The organism is Syntrophomonas wolfei subsp. wolfei str. Goettingen G311 (assembly GCF_000014725.1).
Classification (GTDB): Bacteria; Bacillota; Syntrophomonadia; order Syntrophomonadales; family Syntrophomonadaceae; genus Syntrophomonas; species Syntrophomonas wolfei.
Genome location: NC_008346.1, coordinates 1,529,122 through 1,549,825, shown reverse-complemented (window position 1 = coordinate 1,549,825; position 20,704 = coordinate 1,529,122). Strand labels below are relative to the sequence as shown.

At 43.3% G+C, this 20,704-nt stretch carries 20 protein-coding genes; all 20 read left to right on the top strand.

Annotation, left to right across the window (positions count from 1 at the left end):
- Positions 1–83: 83 nt before the first annotated feature.
- A complete protein-coding gene (locus SWOL_RS06935; protein WP_011640748.1) occupies positions 84–833 on the top strand; it encodes a DUF1614 domain-containing protein in 750 nt (249 codons plus the stop codon).
- Positions 826–1,881, top strand: coding sequence for a stage II sporulation protein P (gene spoIIP / locus SWOL_RS06930; protein ID WP_011640747.1), 1,056 nt, complete (start codon positions 826–828; stop codon positions 1,879–1,881). Before SWOL_RS06935 ends, spoIIP begins: the two co-directional genes overlap by 8 nt.
- Positions 1,882–2,772: a YIEGIA family protein gene (locus SWOL_RS06925; RefSeq protein ID WP_011640746.1), complete on the top strand. Its 891-nt coding sequence runs from the start codon at positions 1,882–1,884 to the stop codon at positions 2,770–2,772.
- A complete protein-coding gene (locus SWOL_RS06920) occupies positions 2,772–2,966 on the top strand; it encodes a capping complex subunit for YIEGIA (RefSeq protein ID WP_011640745.1) in 195 nt (64 codons plus the stop codon). Before SWOL_RS06925 ends, SWOL_RS06920 begins: the two co-directional genes overlap by 1 nt.
- 204 nt (positions 2,967–3,170) lie before the next feature.
- The gene (locus SWOL_RS06915) at positions 3,171–3,641 is read left to right on the top strand and encodes a DUF3189 family protein (RefSeq protein WP_041427454.1); all 471 of its coding nucleotides are present in this window, start codon (positions 3,171–3,173) and stop codon (positions 3,639–3,641) included.
- Positions 3,641–4,069 (top strand): DUF3189 family protein, encoded by a 429-nt coding sequence (locus tag SWOL_RS06910; RefSeq protein ID WP_011640743.1) that lies wholly within the window; start codon positions 3,641–3,643, stop codon positions 4,067–4,069. The genes SWOL_RS06915 and SWOL_RS06910 overlap by 1 nt, the downstream gene beginning before the upstream one ends.
- A gap of 392 nt (positions 4,070–4,461) precedes the next feature.
- The gene (locus SWOL_RS13560) at positions 4,462–5,187 is read left to right on the top strand and encodes a TetR/AcrR family transcriptional regulator (RefSeq protein WP_011640742.1); all 726 of its coding nucleotides are present in this window, start codon (positions 4,462–4,464) and stop codon (positions 5,185–5,187) included.
- A gap of 50 nt (positions 5,188–5,237) precedes the next feature.
- Positions 5,238–5,591, top strand: coding sequence for a response regulator (locus tag SWOL_RS06900; protein ID WP_011640741.1), 354 nt, complete (start codon positions 5,238–5,240; stop codon positions 5,589–5,591).
- A 171-nt stretch (positions 5,592–5,762) separates the two neighbouring features.
- Positions 5,763–7,298 (top strand): Hpt domain-containing protein, encoded by a 1,536-nt coding sequence (locus tag SWOL_RS06895; protein ID WP_011640740.1) that lies wholly within the window; start codon positions 5,763–5,765, stop codon positions 7,296–7,298.
- Positions 7,228–8,340, top strand: coding sequence for a methyl-accepting chemotaxis protein (locus tag SWOL_RS06890; RefSeq protein ID WP_011640739.1), 1,113 nt, complete (start codon positions 7,228–7,230; stop codon positions 8,338–8,340). The genes SWOL_RS06895 and SWOL_RS06890 overlap by 71 nt, the downstream gene beginning before the upstream one ends.
- Positions 8,341–8,408: 68 nt before the next feature.
- Positions 8,409–9,221 carry a CheR family methyltransferase gene (locus tag SWOL_RS06885; RefSeq protein ID WP_011640738.1) on the top strand — a complete coding sequence of 271 codons (813 nt, stop codon included), beginning with the start codon at positions 8,409–8,411 and terminating at the stop codon, positions 9,219–9,221.
- A 7-nt stretch (positions 9,222–9,228) separates the two neighbouring features.
- Positions 9,229–10,254 carry a protein-glutamate methylesterase/protein-glutamine glutaminase gene (locus SWOL_RS06880; RefSeq protein WP_011640737.1) on the top strand — a complete coding sequence of 342 codons (1,026 nt, stop codon included), beginning with the start codon at positions 9,229–9,231 and terminating at the stop codon, positions 10,252–10,254.
- Positions 10,255–10,402: 148 nt separating this feature from the next.
- Positions 10,403–12,694: a hybrid sensor histidine kinase/response regulator gene (locus SWOL_RS06875; RefSeq protein ID WP_011640736.1), complete on the top strand. Its 2,292-nt coding sequence runs from the start codon at positions 10,403–10,405 to the stop codon at positions 12,692–12,694.
- 33 nt (positions 12,695–12,727) lie between these two features.
- On the top strand, positions 12,728–13,123 hold the full coding sequence (locus SWOL_RS06870; RefSeq protein ID WP_011640735.1) for a response regulator: 396 nt from the start codon (positions 12,728–12,730) through the stop codon (positions 13,121–13,123).
- A gap of 63 nt (positions 13,124–13,186) precedes the next feature.
- Complete coding sequence (locus SWOL_RS06865; protein ID WP_011640734.1) at positions 13,187–14,542, top strand: DUF512 domain-containing protein; 1,356 nt, start codon at positions 13,187–13,189, stop codon at positions 14,540–14,542.
- Between the two features lie 2 nt (positions 14,543–14,544).
- A complete protein-coding gene (gene der, locus SWOL_RS06860) occupies positions 14,545–15,870 on the top strand; it encodes a ribosome biogenesis GTPase Der (protein ID WP_011640733.1) in 1,326 nt (441 codons plus the stop codon).
- 308 nt (positions 15,871–16,178) lie between these two features.
- A complete protein-coding gene (gene plsY, locus SWOL_RS06855; RefSeq protein ID WP_011640732.1) occupies positions 16,179–16,766 on the top strand; it encodes a glycerol-3-phosphate 1-O-acyltransferase PlsY in 588 nt (195 codons plus the stop codon).
- A gap of 255 nt (positions 16,767–17,021) precedes the next feature.
- Entirely contained in the window at positions 17,022–18,053 is a 1,032-nt protein-coding gene (locus SWOL_RS06850; RefSeq protein WP_011640731.1) for an NAD(P)H-dependent glycerol-3-phosphate dehydrogenase, read from the top strand.
- A gap of 158 nt (positions 18,054–18,211) precedes the next feature.
- Entirely contained in the window at positions 18,212–19,690 is a 1,479-nt protein-coding gene (spoIVA, locus tag SWOL_RS06845; RefSeq protein WP_011640730.1) for a stage IV sporulation protein A, read from the top strand.
- Positions 19,691–20,360: 670 nt separating this feature from the next.
- On the top strand, positions 20,361–20,696 hold the full coding sequence (locus tag SWOL_RS14560) for a PAS domain-containing protein (RefSeq protein WP_041427453.1): 336 nt from the start codon (positions 20,361–20,363) through the stop codon (positions 20,694–20,696).
- Positions 20,697–20,704: the final 8 nt, after the last annotated feature.

Sequence of the window (20,704 nt, the reverse complement as noted above, 5' to 3'; positions counted from 1 at the left end):
TATTTCAGCATATTATCCACATAATCCAAAACAGAAAGGGAAAGCTAATTAGAGCAAATTTTCTTTTAGAAAGGGTGGAACTAATGGCGAATTTCCCTTTAGGGCTGATTGCTCTGGTGGTGGTATCCATATTAATTTATTTTGGGGTGGCACATCGGGTTCTGGATCGTTTGCGCTTAAGTGATAGAGCAGCACTGGGGCTTATAGCCCTTATCATAGTTGGCAGTTTTATTGATATCCCCTTAAGCACCAGAGTAACAATAAATTTGGGTGGAATCATTGCAGTTGGCCTGGCCCTTTATGTAATTATCGGGGCGGGAACTGCCTTTGAAAAAATGAGAGCTGTTTTGGCAGCAGTAGTTACCGCCCTGGCTCTATTTTTGGCAGCCCGTTTCTTGGGAGCGGAGCCGGAAAAAATATTTATTGACCCTATTTATATTTATCCCCTGGTGGCAGGAGTCGTGGGTTATCTGGCAGGGCGATCCCGGCGAGGTGCCTTTTTTGCTGCCGTCATGGGGGTATTGGCTCTGGATGTAGGACAATATCTTTATTTGACTCGCAGCGGAATTCGTGGATTAGTACATGTCGGTGGAGCCGGTGCTTTTGATTCACTGATTCTGGCAGGAATTATTGCTGTTCTCCTGGCCGAATTAATAGGTGAAACTCTGGAAAGGGTGCAAGGTGGGCCCGAAACGGAAGACAGGCCGCAGGAACTGGTAAAGAATTTGCGGGAACCTGAAGTAGCCCATAAACCTCTTCCCACTGAAGATTCTGAGAAAAACGAGAAAGATGAGAAAAGTAGCGGTGAGAACGGAGGTGCTGAAGATGCTTAAACGCATGCTGATTCTTTTTTTAATGGTCCTAATAGGCAGCTGCGTTGGAGGAGGTACTTTCCTGGCTGCTTATGAGGAACAGCCGTTGGATAAGTGTTTTACTTTGTTGGATGAAAACAACAATGTAATTCATCAGACGGGAAATAAAGTATATACCGGTGATGAATACATCAGTGCTAGTAATGGCAGATATAAAGTGGTGGAAATAATAGGCAACACTGCGCGATGTAAATATCAGGGAGATGAAAAAATGCCGGTATTGAGTTATGACAAGAAGAGCAATGCCTGGAATTTTAACAGTAAAGAACAGCCGGTAGTTGCCGGAAAACGACCTACGGTAGCAGTCTATCATACTCATAGCGATGAATCCTATGTTCCCAGCGATGGCAAAGAAAGCATTGAAGGCAATGGTGGTATCTATGATGTAGGTCAGGTTATGGCAAATAAATTACAAAAACTAGGATTTGAAGTGCAATACAACAAAAACAATCATAATCCTCACGATATCAATGCCTACAATCGTTCACGGAGAACTGCCGCCAGCCTGTTGAAAAAATCGCCTGATACGATAATAGATGTCCACCGGGATGCGGTTCCGGCCTCGCAATACCAGGCGCAAGTTAAGGGGAAAGATGTTACCAAAGTTAAACTGGTGGTAGGACGAAGCAATCCCAATATGAAGAGTAATTTGGAATATGCTAAAAAAATCAAGTCCGTTATGGACAAAAAAACCCCCGGCCTTTCCAATGGAATCTTTATTGGCAAAGGTGATTACAACCAGGATCTGAGCCCGCGTGCCATGCTGGTTGAAGTCGGAGCTCATACCAATAAAAAAGAAGATGCAGAAAAAGGTATCAGCCTTTTTGCAGAAGCCCTTCCTACAGTTTTAGGTTACTCCAATAATCCTGTCAACCAGGCCCCGGCAGCCAAAAAACCGCTGTCAGGCAGCGAAAACCAGGCAGCGGGCACAACTATATTGATGATAGTAATTGTAGTGGCTGCTGCTGTCGGTGGTTACTATCTATTAAACCGGGGTACCAATAAGTAAATGGAAAGGTATGCTGTTGCCATTGTGGTAGGGATAGCAGCGGGTTTTCTGGACAGGTTGATTATGCTGCGCAGTGATTATCGCTTCTATCCCACCTATCCCCATGGTTATTTGACCCACCTGGCTTTGGGTTTTATCGCTGCCGGTCTTGGAGCGGTTGCCATACCAGCCATTGCCAAGCCCGATTATGTTGCGGTAACCTTTCTGGCCCTGGCTGCCCAGCAATTCAGGGAGATACGCAGTATGGAACGCGAAACCTTAAGCAAACTGGAAGAGGGTAAATTAATTCCCCGAGGGCCGGATTATATTGAAGGGATTGCTCGGGTCTTTGAAGCCCGCAATTACCTGGTGATATTAACGGCTATGGCAAGCAGTGCTGTGGCCTATTGGTGGCGATGGGAATATGCCGTAATAGCTGCTCTCCTGTGCATAGTGTTTTCCACTAAACTGATGGGTGGTTCTTATATAGGTGAAATTGCCCAGGTGGAAAAGGGGGAAATAATTTTTGACGGCTCCATTCTCAAGGTAAACGATGTCATTATTATGAATGTAGGATTGACTGAAACCCGTAAAAAAATAATGCGAGAAGGTATGGGAATTATAATTAAACCGCACGATGATAATGCACGACTGACCCTGGATGCACCTGGACAGCGAATGGCTATAATCCATGATGTAGTATCCATATTAGGGAGCAAGGTGGATGTATCTGAAACGGAGTTGCGGCCCCTGGCTAGAAAGCAAGTAGATAAAGGTTATCTGGCTTTGTTTTTAGTAGCTAATGAACCGGATTTGGAATATTTTATGGAAATAGTCAAAAGGGTACCGGTTATTGAATCAACCCGGGGTACTGCTCTTAAAAGCTTTTTCGGGAGAAAGGCGGCAGATTAGTGGATAAAGGTTTAAAGGGCGGCATATTAGCCATAGTAACCATGGACAAGGATAAAGTAACTGGTGGTGGTTGTCCGGTATTTCTGGCAGTTGACCAGAAAGAACAAGAAAAGCTTGGCCTTTTCCTGGCGCGTATATTGGATGGCATAGTTCATGATCTGGAAAATGGAGTTTATTTTATTTGCCGGCATTGAGTTGTTGAAAAAGCTATTAAGTATGCATTAGCTCGTTCAGCAACCTTAAAAGCGACCGAAGGGTGTGTAGGGAACGACCCCCGTTTCGTTCCGAATCAGGCTTTGCCAGCGCTTTGTATATTTATGCAGCCCTTATGCAACAAAAAGGGTTTTTGCAGTAGAGTCAACCCTTATGCAACAAAAAGGAGTTTTTGCGTTAGAGTTATGAAAATAATTTATCATTGTTTTGGCGGCTCACATTCGTCGGTACTGGCGGCAGCACTACATTTGGGCATAATTGACAAAAATAAGGTTCCCGGAATGTCTGAAATGATGAAAATACCATATTTTGATAAAACCACTAATGCTGATTTTGGTTCCATTAGATTTATGGGTGTTGACGAATACCATAATGATATATATGTGCTGGGGAAGAAAAACCTGGGAAAGAGGTATGCTAATATTTTAATGGGTATTGCTGAAATCCTGGGGATAAAAGAGGAATTGCTGACGGTTGATTGCATGAGTCGGGTAAATTGGAGCATGAAAATAGGGGGGTTCACTTCGAGGAGAATGGGCTGGGTAAGCCTGGGGCGACCAGTGTTGGGCAAAGGTACTGAAGCAGCCTTTTGGGATTTGGTTAATCTGGTGGAAATAACCCGGATGAAGGCGATGAAAAAGGTACAGGTGACTTAATGAAAATTGTCTTTTTGGGAACTACCGGAGTACAACATGCCTTGATTGCCGCTCATATTTATTTGGGGCAACTGGGGGTTGAGGATTTTAGAGACTTGGAATACTATTGCGATTTATCCCAGGAGTCCAGCGGATTTCCCATTTTTATCGGAGATGATGCCAGAGGGAATCAAATTTATTCCCTGGGGGTGGGGAAAGATCTGCAAATGGGACAAAAAACTATTGAAAATCTGTTAACTATTCTAGGTTTTTCTTATCAAGACCTTACCCTGAGACCGGTATCAATAAAAGCCGAAAGGTTTTTGGCATGTTTGGGGAAAATCCCCCGTTACCTGGGGGGAAGAAAGATTAATCTCTTTTTCTCCGATATTATTTTGCGCCAGGAACTAACAACCATAAAAGAAAATGTAGAACAATTCTGTAATTAGCCAGGGGAAAAACATTTCCTGCCATTATTAAGCCCCTATTTTTTGAACTTTTAAAGTTCATAGCATAACATAACATCAGCACTTTTCTAAAACCTTTATATTCATTCCTTGATTCTACTACAAAGAGTTAATATTCATTAGCTTGTATAAATATTCCGCTCCAGCGTCCTTAATAGCGACCGCAGGGAGCATCAGTTGTTCGTTGACAGATTAGTTCTTTTATGCTTCAATATCATGTAAGTAATCGTTAACTAACCCTCCGCGACCGGGCCACAACCAACGATAAAAATGAGTTAGTATGCGTTGATTTAATAAGATGTAGTAGGAAATAAATTAAACCCCTTACTCCTTACCCCTCACTCCTCACTTTTCTTACTAACAGGGAGGTTTTTATGGCGAATAATTATATGAAGCGAAAAGACCGAATAATTCTAACTGCTGTTGAAATTATTGATCAACTGGGAGTTCAAGGCCTGACTATCCGGGAGATTGCTTCTCGTCAGGAAATAAGTGAGGCTGCTATTTACCGCCATTTTGCCAATAAATCGGAAATATTGCTGGGAACGATTGATTACTTTTCTTCCTATGACGCTTTATTATTTAGAACGATTGAAAGCCAGAATATGAAGGCCTGGGAAGGCATCACCTTTTTGCTTGCTTCCTACACGGAATATTACGAAAATTATCCGGCAATTACTGCTGTTACTTTTACGCAGGAAGCTTTTCAATTAGAACCCGAAGCTCGGGAAAGAATGGAGAATGTCATAGATAATCGCTTGCGATTTATTAAACAAATGGTTATCAAGGGGCAAAAGGAAGGTGAATTTACCAGAGATATTTGCAGTGAAGGAATAGTGGACATAATTTTCGGTACTGTACAATTTATAATCCTTCGCTGGAGAGCTAAAAATTATGATTTTGCCTTGAAGGAACATGTTCTTTCGACTTTATCTATTTTAATAGAAGCGTTTTCTACAGTTAAATTGGAGAACCGTTTTGCCTGGGGGGGTGTTTTTAATCAGGAGGTTTCATCTTCCACATTCGATAGTGTTTTAACCAGACCCGGATTATTCCTGGAGAAGGGTAAAGACCAAGTGAATGAAAAAAGTGAGGGTTAATATTTACCCTGGTAAGGCTTTGCAACATAAGAAATATTGGGGGGAGTATATTGAAAAGTGTTCTTATAGTTGATGATGCTATGTTTATGCGTTATACCCTCAGAAAGATACTGGAGAAAAATGGGTTTATGGTAGTTGCTGAGGCTGAGAACGGGCTTCTGGGTGTCCAAAAATATGGGGAACTACTACCTGATATTGTTACCATGGATATTACCATGCCAGAGTTAAACGGTATTGGTGCAGTACAATTAATAAAACAAATCAACCCCCAGGCCAAAATCATAATGATTTCTGCCATGGGTCAACAGCATTTGGTGCGTGAAGCTATTCTTGCCGGGGCCTCCAATTTTTTGGTTAAGCCCTTTAGCGAAGAAAGATTTATAGAGGTCTTAAATTCAATATAACGAGATTAAATATGTCCCCCGCTTCTATAAGCAACCGGGTTCCTATTAGCAAAACAAGTGACGAGTTATATCCCCACCTCGTTGCAGCGTTGTGGGGTACTACGAAAGAGCTTTGAGCTGAGTGGGTAATTTTATTTGGTGTTTGAATTCTTAATAGGGGAGCGTTGACAGATGGACAAAAGCTTGAGCAAAGAACCTATGTTGGAGATGTTCATATTTGAAAATCTGCAGCTCTTGGAGCAATTAGAGCAGACTATATTGGCCCATGAGAAGGATCGTTGTCTGGAAAGTGCAGTCATCAACGAAATCTTCAGGATAATGCATACTATCAAGGGATCGGCGGCCATGATGATGTATGATAGTATCTCTTCTCTGGCTCATGCCATAGAAGATCTGTTTTTCTATATTCGTGAATTCCATCCAGATGAGATGGACTATAGCAAGATTTGTGATATGGTTCTGGATGGTATTGACTTTATCAAAAATGAAATCGGAAAACTGGAACAAGACCAGGAAGCAGATGGAGATTCATCTCCTTTTGTTGAAAATATCGGGCAATACTTGCTACTGATAAAAGATGATTCCCGGAATAGTAAGCTCATTAATGAAGCTGCAACCCGGCCTGCCGGGCACCGAAAAAAGTTCTACATATCTACCTCCAAATCACCTCCTACTGAGAACATAAAACGCTACCATGCTCTAATATATTTCACCCCTGGTTGTGAAATGGAAAATATAAGGGCTTTTAACCTGGTACATAAACTTAAAGATCAGGCAGAACAGATTGATTACATACCGGCAGATATTATTGAAAACAATGATAGTGTTGAATTTATTAGAGAAAACGGCTTTGCCGTTATATTTACTACTCACCTGCAACAGGAAGCAATAAATGAACTTTTTATGAAGGAGGCTTTTATAGATAGCCTGGATCTACGAGTGATGGAAGATGAAGAATGGGAGATAGAGCAACTAAGGGCTCGTAATCAGATTATTCTAGAAGACGAGCCTTGCGTCAGCAATAATGAAGTTAGGGAAATAGGAGCCCATCTGCATTCAGGCAGCACCCGGCAGAGCTTAATCAGTGTTAATGTCGATAAGCTGGATAGGCTTATGGATATGGTGGGTGAATTGGTAATTAGTGAGACTATGGTAGCATTTAACCCTGATTTGAGAACTGCGGCCAAGCTGGATAATTTTCACAAAGCCACTCGTCAACACCGGAAAATTATTAACGAAATGCAAGACTTGGTGATGTCGATACGAATGGTGCCATTGAGCATGACCTTCCAGAAGATGAACCGTATAGTAAGAGATATGAGCAAGAAACTAAAGAAAAATGTGGAACTGATAATCATTGGTGAAGAGACCGAAGTGGACAAGAATATTATTGAGCATCTTTCCGACCCGATTATGCATCTTATTAGGAATGCTATTGACCATGGCATTGAAAGCCCGGAAAAGCGCGCTAGTTTGGGAAAATCACCGGTAGCCCGGGTCTACCTGGAAGCTAAAAATGAGGGCGGAGATGTCTATATTATAATAAGGGATGATGGGGCAGGGTTGAATAAGGAGAAGATACTGGAACGAGCCCAAGCCCGAGGTTTGATGCAAAAACCCGACAGTAATTTGTCTGATGGAGAAATATACTCCACCATTCTACTATGTAAACGAAATTTCCAGCGTTTTAACCCAAATGGCCCGTAATAACCTGGATGTAGAAATTAGCCAGGATTTCCGGGGGGATTTTAGCGCTATCAAGGATTCACTTAATTATATTATCACTTCCCTAAATGAGACCATGAGCGGTATCAATATGGCTTCTGATCAGGTAGCCAATGGTTCGGCCCAGGTAGCGCGTTCCAGCCAGTTTCTAGCTCAGGGGGCAGCCGAACAATCCAGTGCTATTGAACAGTTAACTGCTTCCATAACCCAGATAGCTGCTCAGACCAACCAGAATGCAGCTAATGCCAACCAGGCTAATGATTTAGCCTTGACTGCCCGTGATAATGCCATAAAAGGGAATGAAGAGATGAAAAACATGCTGGAAGCAATGGAAGCCATAAATGAATCTTCCAACAATATTTCCAAAATAATTAAAGTAATTGACGAAATCGCCTTTCAAACTAATATTCTAGCTTTGAATGCAGCGGTTGAGGCGGCCCGGGCAGGACAGCATGGTAAAGGTTTTGCGGTGGTGGCCGAGGAAGTGCGAAACCTGGCAGCCCGCAGTGCTAGCGCCGCCCGAGAAACTACAGATATGATAGAGGGTTCTATTAAGAAAACCGAAGCCGGAACCAGAATAGCCAACGAAACCGCTGAAGCCCTGGGTAAAATTGTGGAAGGAGTCACCAGAATGGCTGCTCTGGTGGGAGATATCGCAGTTGCCTCCAATGACCAGGCTACCGGTATATCCCAGATAGACAAGGGAGTAGAGCAGATCTCCCAGGTAGTGCAAACCAATGCTGCTACTGCTGAGGAAAGCGCTTCTGCTGCCGAGGAATTGTCCAGTCAGGCCGTTTTAATGAAGGATGAAGTCGGTAAGTTTACCTTAAAGAAGAGAAATGAGCGTGCTATACAATTGTCCGACCTGAGCCCGGAAATGTTAGCCATGGTAAAAGAATTGCTGCAAAAACAGAAGATAATGCAAGCGGTAGAAAGTAGAGAGCCCAGAGCTATAGAAAATGCTTCCCGGGGTAATTCCAGGCTGCAAATCTCGCTTAGCGATAAGGAGTTTGATAAATACTAGATTTCGATACAATGATCCCAGGCAACTTTTTTCTGCAGCGGGGGTTTATATGAAAAGTAGGTGATAGTATGATTAAATTATCGCAACATGAGCTTTATTGGCTGGCTGACTATGTTTATAATTATTGCGGCATTGATTTGAAACAGAAAAAACACCTGATTGAAAGCCGTTTGAGCAATTATTTGCTGGAAACGGGGTTTTCCAGTTTTGCCGGCTATTATAGACACTTGCTGCAGGATTCCAGTGGGGAAAGCATTACCGCTATGTTGGATCGTATTACCACCAATCATACTTACTTTATGCGGGAAAGCCAACACTTTGACTTTTTCCGGGATAGGGTACTGCCCGAGCTGTTGAGCAAAGTGAAAAACCGGGATCTCCGTATCTGGAGTGCCGGTTGCAGTAGTGGTGAGGAAGCCTATACCCTGTCTATGGTAATTAGTGATTTCTTTAGCTCTCAACAGGCAGCATGGGATACACGGATATTGGCTACCGACATTTCTACGCGAGCTCTGCAAAAAGCTAAGGAGGCAGTTTATACGGAGGAGCAAATAGAAGCTTTGCCCGCCGGTTGGAAACTACGGTATTTTCAGGAGATTAACCGGGATAGTTTCAGGATAAGAGAAAGAATTAGAAGACAAGTCATTTTTCGCCGGTTCAACCTGATGGAAAGCCCCTTTCCTTTTAAAAAAGCATTTCAGGTTATTTTTTGTCGCAATGTTTTGCTATATTTTGATTCCAGCACCAGGAGCAAGCTGATTCAGCGTTTTTACGACTCTATTGAGGATGGTGGTTATTTTTTCATAGGGCAGGCCGAGTCAATTAATTGGGATAATAATAGGTTTAGCTATGTGATGCCAGCCGTTTATAGAAAGGAGTAGTTGCTTCTTGCGGCTCAGAAGAATAAAAACGCTGATAGTGGATGATTCTCTTCTATTTAGGGAAACCCTGGCGCGTGGTATTTCCCGTGATCCGGCTATAGAGGTAGTGGCTACTGCAGTTGATGCCTTTATGGCCAGGGATATGATTATCAAATATAAACCTGATGTAATGACCTTGGATGTAGAAATGCCGCGTATGAGCGGTATTGAATTCTTGCGGCGGCTTATGCCCCAATACCCATTGCCGGTAGTAATGATCAGTGCTCTCAGTGAGAGTGTTTTTGATGCTCTTAACGCTGGGGCGATAGACTTTGTAGCCAAACCGGATATGAACCGGAATCGGGATCTGGACTCCTTTTTCAGCGAGTTGATTCTTAAGATTAAGATTGCTTCCGTAGCCCGTTTGGGACGGCGAGCGGAGGTTTCAAAACTACTACCAACGGGAAAATCACAGGCCGACCAGGGTTGGGTTATTGCTATCGGTGCATCCACCGGTGGACCTGAAGCTATTTACCAAATTGTTAAGAATTTTAACCAAGACACTCCTGGAACAGTAATAGTGCAGCATATGCCCGCCGGATTTACCAGAATGTATGCAGAGCGCTTAAATGATACGTGTGTGGTCGAAGTCAAGGAAGCGCAAAATAATGACCAGGTAAAAATGGGACAAGTGTTAATAGCCCCGGGGGAATATCAAATGCGCCTGAAGCAAAAAGCTGGTAATTATATGGTTGAATGTCATCCGGGTGAAAAGGTAAATGGTCATTGCCCAGCGGTAGATGTACTATTTGATTCAGTGGCCCAAAGCGCTGGAGCCCGGGCGGTGGGAATCATATTAACCGGTATGGGCAGTGATGGAGCCCGGGGACTACTGGCCATGAGAAAGGCGGGAGCCAGGACAATTGGCCAGGATGAAGCCTCCTGTGTGGTTTATGGCATGCCGAAGGTGGCTTATGAATTAGGGGCGGTAGAAAAGCAATACCCCTTGAATTATATAGGACAAGCGCTGTATAAGCTCATAAACCAACTATAACGAGGTGAAATATGTCCCCCATTTCTTTAAACGGTTAAAGTTCCTAACAAAACAGGCGGCGGGTTCTAATCCCCTGCCTCGTTGCAGCGCTGTTTTGAAACTTCTCCGCAGTTTCTTTCTATGCTTAAATTTATAAGGGTGATGTTTGATGTTGGAAGCAGAAAAACATGAATATGCGAAAACCATAAGCAGGATTCTGGAGGAAAGAGATCATTTACAGATTATCCTGGAGAGTATAGGTGATGGTATCATAACTACTGATATGGAGGGTAATATAAGTATGATGAATCCGGTGGCGGAAAAACTGACCGGTTGGAGTCGGGAGGAAGCCCTGGGAAAACACCTGTATGAGGTTTTCAGGATTATTGATAATACGAGCAAACAGCCGTTGGAGAACCCTTTTGATAATGTCTTTACTCGAGGTTTGAGCCAGGGCCTACTTAGAAATTCTGCATTGCTCGACCGTGATGGAGAAACGCGATTTGCTTCTGCCTGTGCTTCGCCTATTATAGATAAGAATCAGAAAAGGGCGGGCATGGTAGTGGTATTTCGCGATATTGACCGGATTAAGAAAAACGAGGACGAGATTCGTTGCCTGTCCTGGGTTTTGCAGCTTAGCTCCAATGCCATAATTATCTTTGATATCCAGGGCATAGTCCAGTTCATAAACAGCCGTTTCACCCAGTTGACTGGCTATGAAGCATATGAAGTAGTTAACCGGAATTTGAGACTTATCAATAACCTGCCATTAGATGTTGAAAAAATATTTGCCCGGTTGCGGGCAGGTGAAGAGTGGCATGATGAAGTTTTTTTCCACAACCGCCAGCTGGAACCCTGCTGGTGGTCAATATACTGTACTGCGGTCAGAGACGAGGAAGATAAGATAACAAGTTATTGTAGTATTATTCAAGATATAAGCGAGCATAAGCAAGCTGAAGAAAACTTGAAAAAGGCCAAGGAAGCGGCGGAGGTGGCCAATCGCGCCAAGGCCGAATTTTTAGCCAACATGAGCCACGAAATTAGAACTCCCCTGAACGCTATTATTGGCATGACCAGTTTGAGCCTTTTATCTAATCCTGAACCAGATCAGAAAGAAAACCTGGAAATTATCAAAATGGCCGGTGATACTCTATTAAGTATTATTGATAATATTCTAGACTTTTCTAAAATTGAAGCCGGCAAATTGACTGTTGAAAAAATTAATTTCAACCTGCATGAACTGATTGAGAAGAACATTACCATACATAAAGCACGAGCACAGGAAAAAGGTCTGCTTTTGCTCTATTACATAGATCCCGCCATACCAGTCCAGGTAAACGGAGATCCCTATCGTCTGCAACAGGTTTTTAACAACCTGATCGGCAACGCCATCAAGTTTACTGACCATGGAGAAGTTGAGGTGCGTTTAAAACTGCTGGATATATTTGATGATCATATTGTTTTACAAGCATCGGTGGCCGATACCGGAAGAGGTATAACCGCTGGCCAGCAAGAAAAGATGTTTGAAAGTTTTTACCAGGGGGATAGTTCAATAAGCCGTACTTATGGGGGTACCGGCCTGGGCCTTAATATCTCCAAAAAAATTGTGGAAATGATGCAAGGCAAGATTTGGCTGGAAAGCGATATCGAGTCAGGCAGCACCTTTTATTTTACGGTTGAATTGGGAATCCCGGAATCGTCTAAACTGGAGGCTGAATCAAACCAAGCAATTAATCAAAAAGCTGATACCGAAAAAAACCCATCCCTGTTCATACTGGTGGTTGAGGACAACGAAGTAAACCAAATGGTGCTCTCTAACTTGCTCCGCTCTCAGGGTCATCAGGTGGAGGTGGCTGCCAATGGGGTCGAAGCCCTGGAGCTGCTGGATAAAAATAACTATGACCTGGTTTTTATGGATATATTAATGCCGGTAATGGATGGACTGGAGACAACCCGCCGTATTCGTGAACAGGAAGAAATAACTGGATTCCATATTCCCATTATCGCTATAACCGCTCATGCTATACATGGCGACCGGGAGAAATTCCTGGCTGCGGGTATGGATGATTACCTCGCCAAACCGGTTCAAATGGAAGAACTTAACCAGGCCATAAGCAAAATAATTAAAAAGGCCAGGTCAACGACAACAACCATCAATCATTTGGATATAGAACCCTTAAGCCCCAAAGATCTTTTTTTTAAGGTTGACAGCAGCTTTTTGGATCAGGTTGAGAAAGCTATTTTGAAACTCGATCTGGCATTATTGAGCCTTGATTTGCAGCAGGTGGAAAAGTGGGCTCATGAGACAAAGGAACTGGCCTACCAAATGGATGAGATTACTATTAAGAACCTGGCTTTTAAGATAGAACTTGGTGCCCGCAAAGGGGATCTGGATCAATGCTGGAGTCTCTTGCAGAAACTGCAGGAAATATATGATTATCTTTCTTCTATGGGATCTTGATATTTATAAAATTATTGTGATGGAGGTTTAATAATGAAGGTATTAATTGCCGAGGATGATTTGGCCAGTCGCAAATTCCTTTATAAATTCCTTTCCCGATACGGTAACTGCGATATTACCGTAGATGGTATCGAAACCATAGATGCTTTTTTGTTGGCCCATGATGAGGGCCAACCCTACGATTTGATATGTTTGGATATAATGATGCCCAAATTAGATGGGATAAAAACCCTGAAAACCATAAGGGATTTGGAGAAGCAACGTGGATTGCCAGACTCAGAGCTGGTGAAAATTATAATGACCACCGCCCTTAATGAGCCGGAAACGGTTTTTAATTGTTTTGATTCAGGATGCGAAGCTTATGCAGCTAAACCCATTGACACTGATAAGCTCTTGGAGGCCATAAAGCGCTTGGGATTGTTGGACTAGAGGAAGCACGACGGGAAAGGCAGAGGGGGAAGGGTATACAAACTTGCGCAGCCAGGTTTTTTGATGGATAATTGTTTTCAGGATTCTGCTGCGGAGGAAAAGATTTTGACTGCACCTATAAAAGACATCATGGAAAACAGCATTGCCGGGGAAATGGATATAGAACCCGGAGATAAACTTTATAGCATTAATGGTAATGAGATAAATGATATCCTTGATTACCAATTCTATTCCCAGGAAGATTATTTGCTGGTGGAAATTGAAAAGGCCAATAGCGGGGAATTATGGGTCCTGGAGATTGAAAAAGAATATGATGAAGAATTGGGCCTGCTTTTTGATGGGCTTATTTTTGATAAGATGAAATTGTGTCAGAACCGCTGCCTATTTTGTTTTGTAGACCAGCTTCCGCGCAAAATGAGAAAAACCCTCTATGTAAAAGATGACGATTACCGCTATTCATTTCTGCTGGGAAACTTTATCAGCCTGACCAATCTGAATGAAAAAGATTGGGATAAGATCCTTTCTATGCGACTAAGTCCCCTTTATGTTTCAATACACTGCATGCAGCCTGAACTAAGAGCCCGTCTTTTCAACAATCCCCGGGCGGCTAATATAAAAAGTGAGCTGAAACGTCTGCAAGAAGCCGTAATAGAAGTACATACGCAAATAGTGCTCTGTCCCGGCATTAATGATGCTGAAGTTTTACAGCATAGTATATACGAGCTGGCCCAGTTCTTTCCATCAGTTGCTTCGGTTGGGGTGGTTCCAGTGGGCTTAAGCGGGCATCGCCAGGGGCTTGCCCCTCTTCGGGGATTTAGGGTGGATGAAGCTATAAAGACCATCGAACTAGTGGATAGCTTCCAGGATGAATTCCGACCCCGTCTGGGACGAGGGTTTGTTTATGCCGCTGATGAGTTTTACCTAAAAGCCGGAAGAGATTTTCCGCCTGCTCTTTATTACGATGATTATTGCCAGGTGGAAAATGGGATAGGCCTGGCTCGTATATTTTTAGATGATTTTGCAGAAATCGAGACCAGTTTGCCTATAGTGGTAAAAAGTCAGGAGGTCTATCTGATAACCGGTATTTCGGCTGGACCAGTGCTGGAAAAAGTAGTCAGACGGTTAAACCGGATAGAAGGGTTGGAGTTGAAGATAATACGTGTAACCAACCGCTTTTTCGGTGGCGGAGTTACAGTTACCGGTCTCCTAACCGGTGCTGATATTATTGCCACCCTGGGACGGGATTTTGCAGGTAAAAAGCTAATAATACCCGAAATAGTATTTAAAGAAGGACAAGATATTATGCTGGATGATAGCAGCCGAGAAGAACTGGAAGAAAAAACTGGAGCCGAAATAATTACGGTTGATGGCAGTGCTCGCTCTCTGGTAAGAGCAGTGCTATCGCTTACGGAGGTATAACAATGAAACCGGTTGTCGCTATTGTAGGACGCCCCAATGTGGGAAAATCCACTCTATTTAACCGCCTGGCCGGAGCCCGGAAGGCCATAGTGGAGGATATACCCGGGGTAACCCGGGATAGATTGTATGATAGTTCGGATTGGAACGGCCGGGAGTTTATCATTATTGACACCGGGGGTATTCGTTTTAATGAAGGGGATATTTTTGCCCGCGAAATCAAGCTGCAGGCTGAGCTCGCTATTGAGGAAGCCGATGTCATAGTACTGGTTCTGGACAGCCGTGAGGGCATCACTGCTGAAGATGAACAGGTGGCCAACCTCCTTAGAAAGTCCAACAAACCGGTAGTACTGGCGGCCAACAAGGTCGAAGAATTCAAAAAACAATTGGATTACTACGAGTTCTATAAATTGGGACTGGGTGACCCCATACCGGTTTCGGCTATGCATGGTTATAATACCAATGAACTGCTGGATGCAGTAATTTCCCACTTTAAACCTGCACTTGAATATGAAGAAGAAGGGGACGCAATTAAAATTGCCATAGTGGGGCGTCCCAATGTAGGAAAATCATCACTGGTAAATGCTTTATTGGGAGAAGAAAGAGTTATAGTCAGCGATGTGCCTGGAACTACCAGGGATGCAATTGATACTCCTTTTCAATTTAAGGGACAAAACTATCTATTGATTGATACTGCCGGTATGAGAAGAAAATCGCGCATCAAAGAGACAACGGAGAGATACAGCGTTATTCGGACTCTAAAAGCGATTGAACGGGCTGATGTAGTGCTGATTATGCTTGATGCCACTGAAGGGGTAGCGGAGCAGGACAAAAAGATTGCCGGTTATGTGCATGAGCAATCCCGGGCTAATATAATAGTAGTAAACAAGTGGGACCTGGTGGAAAAAGATGGGCAAACCATGAATCGTTTTGATAAAGATATTCGCGAGGAACTCAAGTTTCTATCCTATTCTCCCATAATGTATGTATCTGCCCTGACCAAAAAACGGATATTTCAAGTATTGGAGATAGTAAACTTTGTGGCAGAACAGCACCACCGCCGGGTAAATACTGCGGAGCTTAATCAAGTGATTAATGAGGCCATGATGCTAAACCCCTTGCCCGGAGGAGGCGGCAAAAGAATAAAAATACTATATAGCACTCAAGTCCGTGTCGCCCCACCTACTTTTGTTTTCTTTAGCAACAAGCCGGAAATGGTACATTTCTCTTATTTGCGTTATTTGGAAAATGCACTGCGCAAGAACTTTGGTTTTGAGGGAACTCCCATTCGCCTGTTGCTGCGCCAGAACACGGAGCGCGATAATTGCTAATATAACTTACTTTTCATCGGCTGGTTGCGGTCCCCGTGCATGGGGGGTAGTAAGGAAAGTGAGGAGTGAGGGTTAAGGGGTGAGGGGTTATTAGTCGTTGGTTGTCAGTAGTCAGACTTCAGACGGGAGGGAGTTTTCTAACCCTCTTTTTATAAACAAGCGCATACTAACTCGCTTTTCGCCACTAGTTGTGGCTCTCGGGCCATGGGGGGGAGTAAGAAAATAGTTTTTGACGCTGAAGATTTGAGATGTCAACAACCCTGTCCCCATATCACGCGAAGAATCAATAACTTGGAGGGGAGATTTATTTGCAAGAGGCAGCCTTACTTGTTTTATGTTATTTGTTGGGCTCTATACCGTTCTCTTACTTTTTCACCCGCATGCTTACCCGGCAGGATATCCGCAAGAGGGGCAGTGGTAATGTTGGTGCCACCAATGTCTTTCGTACTTCAGGCCCTGGGGTGGCCCTGCTGGCTTTTCTTGGTGACTTGCTAAAAGGACTCCTGGCGGCCTGGATTGGCCAATCCACCGGCAGCCAGCTTTTGCTGGTTATCTGCGTGATTCTGGCCGTAATAGGCCATATTTATCCCGTCTTCCTTGGTTTTAAAGGAGGGAAGGGAGTAACCACATCGGCAGGCATCATCCTTTTCCTGATGCCCGATGTAACCGGCATATTATTATTGATTTTCCTGGCCATAGTCTATTTTACTCGCTATGTTTCTCTGGGTTCGATTACTGTTGCTTGTCTGCTTCCTTTGGTAAGCCTGGCTATGGGTAAGCCCTGGTCTTATGTAGTAATTGGGATTTTAATGGCTGCTTTAGTAGTCTATCATCACCGGGAAAATATTGACCGGCTTAGGAATGGCAGTGAAGCAAAGATAACTGACAAAGCCTAGTAAAACGGAAGACGGAGGACGGAAGGCGGAGGGCGGGCACAACTGATGCTCCCTACGGTCGCTATTAAGGAAGCACCCTGCGGGTACAACTGATGCTCCCTGCGGTCGCTATTAAGGAAGCACCCTGCGGGCACAACTGATGCTCCCTACGGTCGCTATTAAGGAAGCTGAGCGGTATATTTTTACAAGCGATATTAACAACTTTTTGCAGTACAAGCTTAATTTAAATAATATGAAAATAACGGAGAGTGGGAAATGCCTAAAATATGTATTCTGGGGTCTGGCAGCTGGGGGACAGCCCAGGCCTTGTTATTGAGCAGTAAAGAATTTCAGGTAATTCTTTGGGGACGGATTGAAGATGGGGTAGATAGCCTGCAACAGGATAGGGAAAACCGGCGCTTTCTACCCGGGATTAGGCTTTCGGATACCATAGTGGCCACCAGTGACCTTGCCCGGGCTCTAAAGGGAGCTGATATAGTGGTTATGGCGGTTCCCTCGCAATCGCTTAGAGAAGTCTTGGAAAAGGCCCGTCCTTACCTGGGGAAAGACAGCTGCCTGGTAAATACCGCTAAAGGGCTGGAGATAAGCAGCGGGATGAGAATGAGCCAGGTTGTGGAGGATGTACTCGGTAAACAAAGCAGGGAACGATATGCCGTTTTATCAGGTCCCAGCCATGCTGAGGAAGTAGCCAGGAATATTCCGACGGCAATAACGGTAGCATCCTACCACAAAGAAAATGCTTTCCTGGTACAGGATCTATATATGACTCCCTTTTTTCGGGTTTATACCAATCCAGATGTAGCCGGGGTTGAACTGGGCGGAGCCTTGAAAAATATTATCGCCCTGGGTACAGGAATCGCTTCTGGCTTAGGATACGGAGACAACACCCAGGCGGCTTTATTAACGCGGGGTTTGCATGAAATAATTCGCATGGGCGAAGCTATGGGAGGGGAAGCCCGGACTTTTTCCGGGTTGAGCGGCATCGGAGATTTAGTGGTAACCTGTAGCAGCAGGCATTCACGCAATCGCCAGGCTGGGATATTAATCGGCCAGGGATATAGCCTGGAAGAAACCCTGAAGCAAATCGCTATGGTGGTAGAGGGAGCACACACCATAAGAGTAGTCCATCGTTTGGCTTGCCAATTAAGAATAGATATGCCTATTTGCACTGCTTGCTATAATGTTTTGTATGCTAATAGAAAAGCAAGAGATGAAGTCGATGATTTAATGCGACGACAAAAGAAACACGAAATAGAAGAAATAGTTAAACGAAAAAAGGGATGGTGAAAAGTGGGGTGAAAACCACACTTTTTTTCTTTTCTGGTTATATTACCGAATATTGATAAATATACTTATACTGTTATAACGCAGCTATGGTTTAAGGTACTCATAATCGAAGGGAGGGTGCCTTTTAAAAGTCTAAATCAAGGGAGGGAAAATGAGAAGTGGAAGGAAACAACATCTTAAAGGATATTGCCGAAAGAACTGGAGGTGATATCTATCTGGGTGTGGTGGGGCCGGTTAGAACGGGCAAGTCAACCTTTGTGAAACGCTTCATGGAGTTAATGATACTACCTAATATAAAAGACATTTTTGAGCGTGATCGGGCTAATGACGAGCTCCCCCAGAGCGGATCGGGTAAAACCATTACCACCACTGAACCCAAATTTGTACCCAATGAAGCAGTGGAGATAACCACGCAAAATGGCATAAGCCTTAAGGTAAGGCTTATTGACTGTGTGGGGTATTCTGTTGACGGGGCTCTGGGTTACGAAGAGGATGAAGAACCTCGCATGGTTAGAACTCCCTGGTTTGACTATGAGGTTCCCTTCGAAGAGGCAGCCGAAATAGGAACCAGGAAGGTTATTACTGATCATTCCACTATCGGTATAGTAATTACCACTGACGGGAGCATAAGCGATATCCCCCGGGAAAATTATGTTTCTGCTGAAGAGAGAGTTATCAATGAACTTAAGGAACTCAACAAGCCTTTTATCGTTCTCTTGAATTCGACCCGTCCGTATGAAAAAGAAACTCTTAATTTGGCTGAGGAACTTAGCGAAAAGTATGAAGTCAGCATTATCCCCGTGGATGCTGCCAGAATGAGTACAGAGCAAGTATATGGTATTTTGGAAGAAGCATTGTATGAATTCCCGGTTCATGAGGTTAATATCAAGCTGCCGCAATGGGTGGACGAATTAGAAGAAGACTTCTGGTTGCGTCAAAATATGGAGACCTCTATCCGTGAAATTCTAAATGCTATACGCAAAGTCCGTGACATCGACCGGGCCGTAGAGCAGCTTTCCGACATGGAGAATGTCAGTTATGTCAGCCTGGAAGAGATGAATTTGGGTACAGGAACTGCTAGGATAGAGGTAAGTGTACCGGAAGAGCTCTTCTATCAAGCATTGAGTGAGGTTAGCGGTTTTGGAGTGGAAGGAACCCATGACATTATGCGTATTATGAAAGACCTCAGTGTGGCCAAGAGGGAATTCGACAAGATTTCCTCAGCTTTGGATGAAGTGAAGGAATCGGGTTACGGAGTAGTTACCCCGCGTCTAGAAGAAATGTTCCTGGAAGAGCCGGAATTAATCCGCCAGGGTAGCCGATTTGGAGTCAAATTAAAAGCTAAGGCACCTTCATTACACATAATAAGGGCTGATATAACTACAGAAATTACCCCTATTATTGGAACGGAAAAGCAGTGTGAAGAACTGGTGCGCTACATGCTGGATGAATTTGAGGAGGATCCAGGCAAAATATGGGAGTCCAATATTTTTGGCAAATCACTACATGATTTAGTAAGAGAGGGAATCCAAAACAAACTGCACCGTATGCCTGAGAATGCCCAGCACAAGCTGCAGGATACCTTACAGAGAATTGTTAACGAGGGCAGTGGTGGCTTGATCTGTATCATAATTTAAGGATTTTAGTAAAACTTTATAGTGCTAATAAAAAAAGCCGGTATTACAACCGGCTTTTTTTAAAGAGTTTAATCTTCTAAGCCTCATCTCTACAACCTATGCAGTCAAATGTTATAACGAGGTGAAATATGTCCCCTGCTTCTTTAAGCGGCCAAAGTTCCTATTAACAAAAAAAGCGCTGGGTTCTAATCCCCCGCCTCGTTGTAGAGCTGTGTTGAAACTGCTCTGCAGTATCTTCCGATGCTTAAAAATATCCTATTTTGCTTGATTATATTAAAATAGTAATCTAATATAATATAAATAATTAATACCTAAACAATTATTGTTGGTTAAAAATGTTCCAATGTTTTACGTTCAAGTATAATTCTATTGCCAAAGCACCCTTTCTTCGAAAACCTCTATACGGCAAAAAAGGAAATAGATAGGATTATTGCGGGTAAACACCTATAATTATTTCCAGAATACTACTAAGCGCTGCAGGATTTTCCTGATAACTGTCGAAGGAATACCTTATGCTATCCATCAAGCTTACCACCTACCTGCTAATACTCGCTGTATTTGGTCATTTAGATATTAACAATGTGGCTTGGCAAGTTATCGTAATGCTTTTTTGTTTTGCTTCCTTAAAGTTTAGTATTTTATTTTAATCAAACAAGGATGTGGTTAGTTGATGTCAAAGGACAGGCCTGCTATGGAGTTCACGAACAGCTCGCAAGAAATTAAGCTGGAACCGAATAATAGCGGGCTTTATATATTGGAAAGTATTAATGGATTAATCCTTTGTTGTAACAGCAGCGGCAGTTTAACTTTTGCTAACAAAAAGGTGCGGGAGATGCTGGGCATTAAGGTTGAAGAGGTACCGGAGTTAAAGATTTACGACTTTGTTAATCCACAGGAATATAATCTGCTAGAAAAAAAGTGTTTACTGCCTTACAAGGACATATTTCATTATCTTTTGAATCCTGTATTTTGGATGCCAAGAAAATCCCTAGACTTCATCGACTGAATATATCA